The sequence below is a fragment of the Brachyspira catarrhinii genome, from assembly GCF_005518285.1.
In the GTDB taxonomy this organism is placed as follows: Bacteria; Spirochaetota; Brachyspiria; order Brachyspirales; family Brachyspiraceae; genus Brachyspira; species Brachyspira catarrhinii.
This window is the reverse complement of the sequence record NZ_SJDU01000034.1, coordinates 1-11667: the sequence shown is the minus strand read 5'-3', so window position 1 is coordinate 11667 and position 11667 is coordinate 1. Positions and strand designations below refer to the sequence as shown.

The 11667-nt window shown below is 30.6% G+C and carries 11 protein-coding genes; 3 read left to right on the top strand and 8 right to left on the bottom strand.

What is annotated here, in order from left to right; genetic code table 11:
* From EZH24_RS02420 to ligA, 3 genes are all read right to left on the bottom strand, one after another.
* A partial coding sequence (locus tag EZH24_RS02420; RefSeq protein ID WP_272897865.1) for an amidase occupies positions 1–618 on the bottom strand: 618 nt, incomplete at its 3' end.
* Between the two features lie 166 nt (positions 619–784).
* Entirely contained in the window at positions 785–1654 is an 870-nt protein-coding gene (locus EZH24_RS02415) for a hypothetical protein (RefSeq protein WP_137997541.1), read from the bottom strand.
* Positions 1655–1802: 148 nt separating this feature from the next.
* Positions 1803–3806, bottom strand: coding sequence for an NAD-dependent DNA ligase LigA (ligA, locus tag EZH24_RS02410; RefSeq protein WP_137997540.1), 2004 nt, complete (start codon positions 3804–3806; stop codon positions 1803–1805).
* Between the two features lie 152 nt (positions 3807–3958).
* Here ligA and EZH24_RS02405 point away from each other — a divergent pair, with 152 nt between their 5' ends.
* Together EZH24_RS02405 and EZH24_RS02400 are read left to right on the top strand one after the other, a co-directional pair.
* Positions 3959–4645 carry a potassium channel family protein gene (locus tag EZH24_RS02405; protein ID WP_137997539.1) on the top strand — a complete coding sequence of 229 codons (687 nt, stop codon included), beginning with the start codon at positions 3959–3961 and terminating at the stop codon, positions 4643–4645.
* A gap of 3 nt (positions 4646–4648) precedes the next feature.
* Positions 4649–4864: a DUF2905 domain-containing protein gene (locus tag EZH24_RS02400; RefSeq protein ID WP_137997538.1), complete on the top strand. Its 216-nt coding sequence runs from the start codon at positions 4649–4651 to the stop codon at positions 4862–4864.
* Between the two features lies 1 nt (position 4865).
* On the opposite strand, the gene EZH24_RS02395 is transcribed toward EZH24_RS02400, so the two are convergent.
* Both EZH24_RS02395 and EZH24_RS02390 read right to left on the bottom strand, forming a co-directional pair.
* A complete protein-coding gene (locus EZH24_RS02395; protein ID WP_137997537.1) occupies positions 4866–7925 on the bottom strand; it encodes a PD-(D/E)XK nuclease family protein in 3060 nt (1019 codons plus the stop codon).
* Between the two features lie 23 nt (positions 7926–7948).
* Positions 7949–8365, bottom strand: coding sequence for a secondary thiamine-phosphate synthase enzyme YjbQ (locus EZH24_RS02390; protein ID WP_137997536.1), 417 nt, complete (start codon positions 8363–8365; stop codon positions 7949–7951).
* Between the two features lie 183 nt (positions 8366–8548).
* Between EZH24_RS02390 and EZH24_RS02385 the strand changes: the two genes are divergently transcribed.
* Entirely contained in the window at positions 8549–8959 is a 411-nt protein-coding gene (locus EZH24_RS02385; RefSeq protein ID WP_137997535.1) for a hypothetical protein, read from the top strand.
* 713 nt (positions 8960–9672) lie between these two features.
* Here EZH24_RS02385 and EZH24_RS02380 read toward each other — a convergent pair.
* The 3 genes from EZH24_RS02380 to EZH24_RS02370 form a co-directional block, all read right to left on the bottom strand.
* Entirely contained in the window at positions 9673–10251 is a 579-nt protein-coding gene (locus EZH24_RS02380; protein WP_137997534.1) for a DUF3841 domain-containing protein, read from the bottom strand.
* The gene (locus EZH24_RS02375; RefSeq protein WP_137997533.1) at positions 10227–10790 is read right to left on the bottom strand and encodes a DUF3841 domain-containing protein; all 564 of its coding nucleotides are present in this window, start codon (positions 10788–10790) and stop codon (positions 10227–10229) included. Before EZH24_RS02375 ends, EZH24_RS02380 begins: the two co-directional genes overlap by 25 nt.
* Positions 10791–10897: 107 nt before the next feature.
* Positions 10898–11667, bottom strand: a 770-nt coding sequence (locus tag EZH24_RS02370) for a 3-hydroxyacyl-CoA dehydrogenase family protein (protein ID WP_137997532.1), incomplete at its 5' end; no start/stop codon positions are given.

Sequence of the window (11667 nt, the reverse complement as noted above, 5' to 3'; positions counted from 1 at the left end):
ATGCATCCCAAACCTTGGAACTCTTCCGTAAGTGGGTTTAACTCCGACTATTCCGCAAAATGAAGCGGGTTGTCTTATAGAGCCTCCCGTATCGCTTCCGAGCGCTCCAAAAGAAAAATTAGCCGCAACCGCAGAAGCCGAACCTCCCGAAGAACCGCCTGGAACATAATTCCTATTTCTTGGGTTTCTCGTTATTCCATAATTTGAGGTTTCCGTTGTTCCTCCCATAGCGAATTCGTCCATATTTGTTCTGCCCAATATTATTGCTCCGTTGTCTATCAATCTTTGAACTGTCGGGGCGGTATAAGGCGCTTTATAACCTTCGAGCATTTTTGAAGCCGCTGTCATCGTGTGATTTTTATAACATAGATTATCTTTTATGCATAAAGGAACGCCCAAAAGAGGCAAATCCTCTCCTTTATCTATTCTCTCTTGCGATTTTTTTGCCTGTTCCAAAGCGTCTTCTTTAAAAATTTCTAAATAAGCGTTAATTTTATCTTCTCTTTTGTCGTCCTCTTCTATTTTTTTTATAATCGAAGAAGTCAAATCAACGGCGTTTATTTCTTTATTTTTCAATTTTTCTCTGATTTGTATAATAGTCAATTCGCTTAAATCCATAATGAAACCTCTTAACTTAAAACCGTATATTTAAATTTTTTATTTATTAAATTTGATTGAAATTATTATATAATAAATAAAGATTTTTTGCAAAAATAAAATATAAACAAAATAAAAGGAGACTTTATTAAAGCCTCCTTTATCAACATATTCAAATATATTTTAATTATTGATAATCCTCGTCTTCATTATCCTCTTCGGGCATTTCTATATCGGAATGAATATCAACGGGAACATCCGCTACATCAAAATAATTTTCGTAAGTCTTATTTTGGAATCTATAAAATATTGGGGCAATTCTAAAATTGTCTATATATGAAGCCAAAAAGTTAATCCTTCTTCCGTTATAGTTTGCATAATAAACCGATAAAGAAGTGTTAGCAGCTTTATTGACATAATTTCCATAATTCATATAGGCAAAATTATCGAGCGTCATCACTCTCTTATTGTGAAAGCCCCCGTATTTTAATTGAAATCCGTCTAAAGTCCTTTGGAATAATCCGCTTGACATTACATAGCCTGGATGAGCGTATTGATTTTGCGGGTTTCTGTTTTTATATTCTTCTACTCCATAATCTCCTTGATAACGAGAACTTACGGCAAATAATTTGTCGTTATGGAAAAAGAATTTATAAGCCCATTTAGTTTCCTGCCCTACGGGATTTACATTGTCTCCAATACTTTCCGCATCGATAGTCATACATTTGAATTCGTCTTCCGTTTGATAACTAAAATACAAAAGACTCGAGTCTCTTTTAAATAGTTCGGAAATATCGTTTGTGGTAAATTTTATATTCACCCATTTTAATACTTGAGGATTGAACCATACCAAATCTGGGTCTGGATAAGGCGAAACATAAAAACTTCCGCTAAAAACTTCCGCTTCAACTGCGGCAAAATTAGCGTCCACAAGTATTTGATTTACTTCATCGGGAGATATTCCGTATGGAACTAAATCGTTAAACATATAAGGGATTGCTTCATAGCCGTAAACATAAACGGCGGCGAGTAAAAATATAATTAGTAATTTCTTCATTTTGATTATTCTCCAAATATTTTATTAATAATTATTATACAATATTAAAAAAATTAAATCAAATTAATTATGTTTACTTTATATATATTTTTTATGTCGATTAAAGGCATAATTCTCGCTATTAAAATATTAATTTTATTTGTAATATTTAGTTTTCGTTTGCAAGTTTGATAAAATCTTCCGCGGGCATAATTTCTATTCCCAATTCTTCCGCTTTTTTCAATTTGCTTCCCGCTTTTTCTCCCACTATCAATATATTCGTAGTTTTCGATACTGAAGACTGAACGGTTGCTCCTAATCTTTCGGCTGTTTCTTTTGCAGAAGTTCTTGTAAAACCTTCGATTGAACCAGTTATAACGACATTTTTTCCCGTGAGTTTCGATTCGGTAATAGCCATTTTTTCAAATATAGGTTCTACTCCAACTGCAAGCAAATCGTCTATTATTTTTTTCGATTTATCGTTATGTAAAAAATCGTAAATACTTTTTGCGCTTATTGCTCCGATTCCTTCAATATTTTCCAAATCCTCGATTGTAGCTTTTTTGAAATTGTCGATTGAAGTAAAATATTTAGCGAGCAAATCCGCGGTAGTCTCCCCAACCTGACGCATTCCCAAAGAATATATAAATCTTTTTAAAGTGGTTTTCTTGCTTTCTTTAATAGAGTTTAGCATATTTTCTGCAAGTTTATCTCCCATTCTTTCAAATTTATGCAAATCGGATTTTTTAATTTTGTAAATATCGGCGGGAGTTTTAACGAGTCCGCTTTTCGTAAAAATCGCTATCCATTCTTTTCCTATTCCCTCTATATTCATAGCCGTTTTTGAAACGAAATATTCTATATATTTTGTAATCTTGCTCGGGCATTCTTCGTTTATGCATCGAACTATTACATCTCCGTCCGTTATCGCGGTAGCTCCTCCGCAAACGGGACATTTATTCGGAAAAATAAATTCTTCGCTGTCTTTCGGGCGCTTCTCCAAAACCACGCGAACAATTTTCGGTATAACATCTCCCGACCTTATAACGACAACGGTATCGCCAATTCTTATGTCTTTCGATTTTATTTCGTTAGGATTATGAAGAGTTACATTTGAAACTATAACTCCTCCCACTTGAACGGGTTTTAATTTTGCCACAGGAGTTAATGCCCCCGTCCTTCCAACTTGAACCTCTATATTGTTTAATAAAGTTTCTTTTTCTTCGGGTTTGAATTTGAAAGCTACGGCAAATCTTGGAGCGCGAGATAAAAATCCTAATTTTTCCTGCGATGCAATATCGTCAACTTTAATCACGAGTCCGTCAATCTCATAGTCCATTTTATTTCTGTTTATTTGAATTTCCTCATATATTTTCAAAACTTCTTTATAATCGATATTCGGATGAACTCCTTCAACGGTAAAACCTAAATCGGATAAAAATTCCATTGCTTTATATTCGTTCGTTAAATTAAAGTCTTTATAATTTGCGATTTGATAAGCAAAAAATTTTAATCTTCGTTTTTTGCTTTCCGAACTGTCAAGTTGCCTCAAACCTCCCGATGCGGCGTTTCTTGGATTTGCAAAAGGAATTTCTTCAAGTTCTTCTCTCTCTATATTCAAAGCCTCGAAATCTTTTTTCGTTATCAAAGCCTCGCCTCGCACGATAAGTTTGTTTTTTTCTTTAATGTTTTTTGGAACATTATTCATTACTTTAACATTATTCGTAACATTCTCGCCGACTTGTCCGTCTCCTCTCGTGCTTGCCACAATCAATTTTCCGTTTTCGTAAATAAGCTCCAAAGCCAGCCCGTCAAATTTATTTTCCACCGTATATTTTATATTTTTTGAATTTGTCTCTCTTTTCATTCGGTTATCGAAGTCAAAAAATTCTTCCTCGTTCATAACATTTGAAAGCGAATACATTGCAATCGGATGCTCGAACTTTTCAAACTTTTCCAAAACCGCTCCGCCGACTTTATTTGTCGGGCTATCTTTGTCTTTAAATTGCGGAAAATCTCTTTCCAAATTTTCAAGCTCTCTAAAAAGTTTATCGTATTGATAATCTTCTATCTCGGGATTATCGTCAGTGTAATAAAGTTTATTATGATAATTTATTTTTTCGGTTAATTCTTTTATTTTATTTTTCGCTTCTTCCAATTTTAATTCGCTCATATTTAGTCCTTATTATTGTTTTATAACTTTAATTATAATTATATTTTAAATTTTGACAAATTTTTTTATTAAACTATAATTAGTGCAAACTATAATTAGCGTTAAACTATAATTAATTAATAACTTTAATAATTTTAATTTAAGAGGTTTTTATGTTGCAATATGCCGTTATAGGAGTCGGCACATTAGGAAAGGCTTTGATAAACAGACTCATGGGCAAACCTTCCGTTGAAGTTTTGGCGATAGACAACGACATTAACGAAATCGAAGCGATAAAAAATAATGTCACTCAAGCGATAAGACTCGACTCCACTCAAAAAGAAGCTTTGGAATCAATAGAAATAAATAAATTTGACGCCGTTATAGTAACGATAGGCGAGGATATGATGACAAGCATTTTGACTTCTCTTATATTAAAAGAATTAAATGTAAAAAATATAATCGCTCGATATTCGGACGAAAAACATAAGGCAATATTAAGCATGATTGGAGTCACTCATTTGGTTAGCCCCGAAGAATCGATGGGAGTTCATATAGCCGAGCAACTCGAGGTTGGAGAATCTTTGCTTTTATACGATTTGACGGAATATCATTCTATAGTGGAATTTCCCGTTCATTCGGGGCTTGCGGGAAAAAATTTGAAAGAATTGGATTTAAGAAAAAAATATAAAATAAATGTTGTGGCGATTAAAAAAGAAGCGATAAGCATTTTGGGAGAAAAAAAAATTACCGTTGATTGCACTCCCGACCCTGACGAATCTTTAGTAGAAGGAGACATTTTGGTAATTGCTGGACATGACAAAGATATAGAAAAATTAAATAAAAGGATGTCCGAATAATTTATGAATAATTATTTTGCAAAATTATTGATAGCGGTTGGAATAATTGTCGTTATAATCGGAGCTTTAATGCTTCTAAATATAAAACTTCCTTTTGGAAAATTGCCCGGCGATATTGTAATCAAAAAAGAAAATTTTACTTTCGCTTTTCCAATCGTCACCTGCATAATAGCGAGTTTAATTTTATCTTTTATAATGTGGATTATATCGAAATTTTAATCTATTCTTCGTTATAAGCGTATTCGCAATATTGAGAGTTTATACAATTTTCGCATTGCTCTTTTCCCGAAATTGGAATTAATTTATCTTCAAAAATATTTTTAAATACTTCGTCAAAATATTTGGTTAAATTAAAATCTCCGTCTTTATAGCCGCAAATTGTCAAAAGAATGTCTTTGTCGTCAAAAACAATATAATCTTCCTTATTGACGATGTCCGATTCTTTATAAACTGCAAACACGACTTCGCATCTTTCGACTAATTCGTCTATATCAATATTTTTTATTTTTTTATTTTCTTTATAAGGTTTTATTATATATTCGTCTATTGCAAATTTTAAATATAAAATCGGCTGTAAATACGCGTTAATAATTTCTTCGATAGACATGTTTTTTTTCAATTCTTTTCGATAAGAACTCGCCTTATAATCGACAATTCTTATTCCGTTTATTTTGCCCTCGCTTGAATAACTAAAATCTATTCTGTCGATTCGCCCGCTTATTTTTATATTATGATTATCGTAAGAATAAATTTCCATTTCGTTTATTTTCTTTTCAAAATCGTTTGGAATATAATCGCTAATTTTTGCCAAATCAATTTCGTATTTTATAAAGGAATCCATTACATTATTAATTTCTTCTTCGATAACCTCTCTGTCGATATTGTCATATATTTTTATTTTATTTAAGCATTCTTCAATCGTTTCTTTCGATATGGTTTTATAAGTTTCAAAATTCGATTCTTTTAATTTGCAATCGTTATTAAATTTTTCTTTCACTTTCTTATAAAAACTTTCAAAAATATCATGGTAAATACTTCCTTTTTCCATATAATCGATTCCCATAATCAAAGAATCAATCGAATCTCTTTCAAATAATCTCGTGTAAATATATTTTATCGGGCATTCCATTATCTCTTTTATTTTGCTTACGGAAATTGTCCTTGCCAAATCTTCTTTTAAAATTGAAATAAAATTTTCATTGTTTGTATAACCGATTATATCGTCCTTGCCGTAAACCGAACTAACTGCATTTTTAATATTTTTATCGAAAACGATATTATTCGAATATTTATAATTTTCTTTATAAAAAAACAAACTCATCATATTTTCTTTTTGATTATGAATATTCTCTCCGTTCGGAATATAATTTTCTCGATAAATGAATTCGATAAATTTATTTTCTTTCAAATTTTCAAATTTAAAATCTTCGTTCGTTAATTCCGTAAATAAATCTTCAATATAGAAAAAAGGAATTTCCAAATTTCCGTCTTTATCTTTTAATCTAAACGAAAAATAAACCGTTGTATTATCGTAGCATGAAGAAAGAATATTCAAAAACAAGGCGTAAGAAATATCGCTTAATAAATTTTGAGTATTGAAAACATATTTTTTATATTTATTGTTTATAGCTTCTCTTACTTTATTGCTTATAAAAAATGTGTCGGGTTTTCTGTTTATAAAATCGTTATTCGCTCCGAGTATGAATAAATATTTTGCTTTAAGTCCTCTCGCTTCGTATAAATTGCTTATCGTTAATGAAATTTCTTTGTTGTCTTCGTTTTTCAAATATTCGTCTCTTATCAATAAATTCAAAGCCTCGTGAAAATCTGCTGAAGATATTTTTGTGGAATTATCGTTCGCCGAAAGTTTTAGGACGATTTCTATAAAAATGGATAAAGAATTATTATCTCTGTAAAAAATTTCGTCTTTTTCTATATAAACGGAATTATAATTTTTTTCGTCCTCTATATCTTCTTCAAATATTAAATCTATTTTTAAGAATTTTAATATTTCAATATAAATCGAACCAATTTTATTATAATTGTCGGCGGATATAAGTTGTTTTAATAATTCGGTTAATTTTATTATTGAATTTGAAAAATCTTTATATTCTTCATTATTTTTAACATTTTCTATTTTGTATAAAAAATCTTTCAAAGGCATTTTTTTAAAAAGTTCAAATTCTTTATATAATAATTCTCTTATGTTATAAGGATTGATTCCTTCAATATTCGTCAAATAAGGAGACGACAATAATTTTATCAAAGCGTCCGTATCGATTTCCATCTCTCTGTTCAATATAAAAAATATAGAAGTCAAAACGGGAATAAGAGGCATTCTCCAAATAAAATTTCCTCTTCGCTGATTAAATTTTAAATTGCATTCTTTTAATCTCTCCGATATAGCTTCTCTGTATTTTTGAGTGTCGGAAAATATTAAAGCAATTTCGCTTAAAGGAATTCCCGAATTTTCAAGTTTTATAACTTCGTCAATTACCGTGTCTATTTCCTGTTTGATTCCGAATCCCGCGATTAATTTTATTTGTTCTTTATATTTATTTAGTTTTTCTTTATCGTTTTTATTAATCAAAGTTTTTGCAAAATTTTTAATGTCGGAATTTTTTAAATTATCGATTCCTTGATAAAATTCTTTATAATTAGGAAATAAATTTTTAATATCGTAAGGTATAAACGCTTTTATATCGATATTATAATTTTTCTTTAACGCTTCCAAAAATATTGAATATCTTAACGGAACGCTTTCAAAATTATAAATCTCTATCGTTTCATATTCTCTAAAATCGTTTATTTCTTTTTTGTTTATAGCGTTTATAAATAATTCAAAAATATCGTATTCGTCCAATAATTTTTTTGATTCGTTATTTTTTTTATATATTGAAATTATTTTTTTTATATCTTCCAAAAAATCCAAATCTTCGTCATTTTTGCCGATTAAGATTTTCGCAAAAGTCGTCTCCTCGATAAAATTATAAATATGAGAAGCGAGTTCGTAATTTTTATTTTGCTTCGCTATTATTGAATTTTTATTTTTATTCGTAAATTCAATTAAAGCTTCGTATAGATTAATTATCGCTGTCGATTCTTCCAAACGATAAACTTCATTTTGGATAGAATATTTTTTAAAAAATTTATCAATCGACATTCTATAGAATTCGGACAAAGTTTTATAATCGGTTATATCGAGAGAATAATAATTATGCAAACTATATAAATAATAGTCTCTCGCTTTTGAGTTTGGAAATAAAATTAATTTAGACATTTTATTATACAACTTATAAATATTTACTCTCCTATAATTTTTATTAAAACTCTTTTATTTCTTTTTCCGTCATATTCGCCGTAAAAAATCTGCTCCCAAGTTCCAAAGTCCAATTTCCCGTTTGTAATTGCGACTACTACTTCGCGTCCCATTATCTGCCTTTTCATGTGAGCGTCAGCGTTATCTTCGTAGCCGTTATGTTTATATTGACTATGCGGTTTTTCGGGCGCTAATTTTTCAAGCCAAACTTCAAAATCGTTATGAAGTCCGCTTTCGTCATCGTTTATGAATACGCTCGCAGTTATATTCATAGCGTTGCATAAAATTAATCCTTCTTTTATTTCGCTTTCTTCCAAACATTTTTGAACTTCTGGAGTTATATTTATGTAGCCTCTTCTTTTAGGATAATTAATATCCAATACTTTTCTGTAAGATTTCATTTGTATCTCCGACTTAATAATTCTTTTTATAATTTATATTTTTTAACATTTTAAAATTATATAAAACAAATAAAAATTGTCAAAAAAATTTAATATTTCCAAATAAATATATAAGAAAAAAAAAAAAATCCGATAATTAACTGTAATTTAAATTTAAAATAAGTAATGAATTAATAAAAAATAATGAAATTATTCACAAAATTTTCTATACTATTTTTAACGAGTTTACTTACTTTTGGATGCACCATCCCAACCGTATATTTGGGCATTCCTTATACTTTTGACGGACATTACAGAAGCGAAAGCCCAGTATTAGACAATGATAATTTTTTATATATGAGAGTGGCAAACGGAGGTTTGACAATATATTTTGCGGGAGATAATTTAGACAACATTCAAGGATTAGATTATGAAGATATTGGGGCAATTTATATATCGAGTTTAGAAGAAAATATTTATAATATTGAAGCGGAAAATATAAAGGGAAAAATAACTTTTAACCAAAACACAACGGCAAATATAAGCCTATCAAAAAATATGGTCCCAACTTTCAGTATAGAAAATAGCGTTTTGAATAAAATAAATTCTTTCTAAATTATAAAATTTTATTCGATATAAAAATTATGTTAACTAAATAACATAATATTTACACATAAAAATCCGATATTAATAAGAAAAAATTTAAAAAAAATTATTGACTTTTTATAGAAATTTATTATATTTATGGCGTAATGATTATTAATAAGGATTGAGGAAAATTTTAATAAGAAATTAGCGCGGATTTGAAAGTTCAATAACTAAAAAAAGTTGTTGACAAATTTGCAAAGTTTGTTATATTAGGTGTGGAAAGTGAAAGAAAGGAAGTCATTACGAGGGGCTTTAGCCCCGAAGTAATCCACACAGTATAGATTGCTTCGCTAACGCTCGCAATGACGGGAAAGTGAAAATCGCAATGACGAGGAAAAAAGGAGGTCATTACGAGGCGATAGCCGAAGTAATCTAAATGTGGATTGATGCTTTTTTGATAACAATGTGGCTTCACGCTGTGTGCCTTTGGCAAGCCCATTGTGTTAACATTTCAGAGAGAAGCACGCAAGGGGTTGAAACCCCTTGTTATTAAGTGGATTGCTTCGCATTAAAAATGCTCGCAATGACGGAAAAAGTAAAAGTCGCAATGACGGAAAAAGTAAAAGTTGCAATGACTAATAATATAATGTCATTACGAGGGCGTCCCTGCGGGAAGCGATTTTTTTAAACATTCTTAATTTAATTAGCGATATTTTAAAAAATTTAATTTCATTTTTAATTTATTCTTTTATAATCCATTCTTTTTTTATTCGCCAAAGTCCCGCTTGAACTCCGCCGATTCCTTCTTCGTTTCCGTTTTTTATATTTTCATTATTTCTAAAAAGTCGCATCCAGCTTTCCGTTATTTTTTGTTTCAATTCGGGATAAAAATTTGTAAGCGTAATATCGGTTTCTTTTAGCCCTAATTTTTTAATGTTTTCTTTAAATTCTTTTTCGTCTTCCTCGTTCTCTCCGATATATTTCATACAAATAATTTTATTCCAATCGAACAAATCGAATAATACGACTTCTTCCAATGGAACATTTAACTTAAGAACATTGCCTCCGCCAGAATCGTCTAAATTATATAATTCTTTGAAAGCCCAATACGGATATTCCGCTTTTTCTGGCTTCGGAATTATTTTTGCAAACTCTTTTACAAACCAAGAATACGCCGTTATAAAAATAGGCGCGCTTTCAGAATATTTTTTACTAACAAATTCTTTTTTTGAATAGCATACTCCGTCTTTTTCTATAATTTGCAAAACTATATCGGACTGCGAAGTATATAATTTTATTTTATTATTTTCTTTACCCATTCCTCTTTTATCTCCCAAATATTGCCGTAATAATCGGACATATTTTTTTGAATATCGTTTTTAAAATCAAAAAGCCGTTTCCAGCTCTCTATAATCTCTCTTTTAATTTGCGGATAAAATTGACTCATATAAGCCTGCGTGTCGCTTATTCTATAATTTGCCAAAAGTTTTCTATGACGATTTTCATCCGATTCGTTTTCGGGCAAATATGCGTAATTCAAAATCATTCCCCATTTTACTATATTTATTTTTGTAATCAAAGATTCTTCGATTTCAAGCTCCAAAATTATAGTTTTTTCGCTTAAAATCATCGTAGAGTCTCTTGCAAAAGAAACCCAAACGGGAAATTCTACATCTTTAGGTTTATCGTTTGCGTTGGGAGAATTTTTTACAAGCCAATCATAAGCTTCCAAAACTATATTCGCATGTTCTTGCAAATCCATTATTATATATTCTTTTTTAGCGATATATCTTCCCGTAGATTTTAATTCTTTCAAAACATTTTCATGCTGTTTAGTCCAAACTCTTATTTTGCTCATATTTTAATTATATTAATTTTTTGTATTGATTTTTAATAAAAAGACGCGCCTCATTTTAAGGAGCGTCTCATATTTTGAAGTTTAACTATTATTTTAATAAACTATTTTTATTTTGAATAATCGTAAAAGCCTTTTCCCGTTTTTTGTCCGAGCATGCCTCCTCTAACCATTTTTCTAAGAAGAGCGCTTGGACGATATTTAGGGTCGCCCGTTTCTCTTTGAAGAACTTCCATAATCGCCAAAACTATATCGAGTCCGATTAAATCTCCCAAAGCCAAAGGTCCCATTGGATGATTCGCTCCAAGTTTCATGGCGTTATCGATTCCTTCCACGGACGCTACGCCCATAGAATATAAGTCAATCGCTTCGTTAATCATAGGAACGAGAATTCTATTTACGACAAATCCCGCCGTTTCATTAACTTCTACTGGAACTTTTCCTATCTCTTTTGAAATAGTTATGATTTTTTCTGCAACTTCTCTCGGAGTGTTTAATCCCGAAATAACTTCAACCAATTTCATAACGGGAGCTGGATTGAAGAAGTGCATTCCAATAACCGGTCTGCCTATTCCCGCTCCTATTTCCGTGATTGATAGAGAGGAAGTGTTTGAAGAAAATACGCAGTCGGATTTGCAAATTTCATGCAATTCTTTGAATGTCGTTTTCTTTACTTCCATACTTTCAAAAGCGGCTTCAACTATCAAATCGCAGTCTTTACAGATTTCTTTCAAACCTACCGAAATTTTTGAAAGAATTTTATCCGCTTCGCTTCTTTCCATTTTTCCTTTTGCAACTCTGCCGTCAAAACTTTTTGCTATTCTCGCCTTACCGTTAGCCGCAAATTCTTCTTTAATATCGCATAAACAAACTTCATAGC

Coding starts and splice junctions, on each gene's coding strand:
- EZH24_RS02415 (WP_137997541.1), bottom strand. CDS start 1,654: ATGAAGAAATTACTAATTATATTTTTACTCGCCGCCGTTTATGTTTAC.
- ligA (WP_137997540.1), bottom strand. CDS start 3,806: ATGAGCGAATTAAAATTGGAAGAAGCGAAAAATAAAATAAAAGAATTA.
- EZH24_RS02405 (WP_137997539.1), top strand. CDS start 3,959: ATGTTGCAATATGCCGTTATAGGAGTCGGCACATTAGGAAAGGCTTTG.
- EZH24_RS02400 (WP_137997538.1), top strand. CDS start 4,649: ATGAATAATTATTTTGCAAAATTATTGATAGCGGTTGGAATAATTGTC.
- EZH24_RS02395 (WP_137997537.1), bottom strand. CDS start 7,925: ATGTCTAAATTAATTTTATTTCCAAACTCAAAAGCGAGAGACTATTAT.
- EZH24_RS02390 (WP_137997536.1), bottom strand. CDS start 8,365: ATGAAATCTTACAGAAAAGTATTGGATATTAATTATCCTAAAAGAAGA.
- EZH24_RS02385 (WP_137997535.1), top strand. CDS start 8,549: ATGAAATTATTCACAAAATTTTCTATACTATTTTTAACGAGTTTACTT.
- EZH24_RS02380 (WP_137997534.1), bottom strand. CDS start 10,251: ATGGGTAAAGAAAATAATAAAATAAAATTATATACTTCGCAGTCCGAT.
- EZH24_RS02375 (WP_137997533.1), bottom strand. CDS start 10,790: ATGAGCAAAATAAGAGTTTGGACTAAACAGCATGAAAATGTTTTGAAA.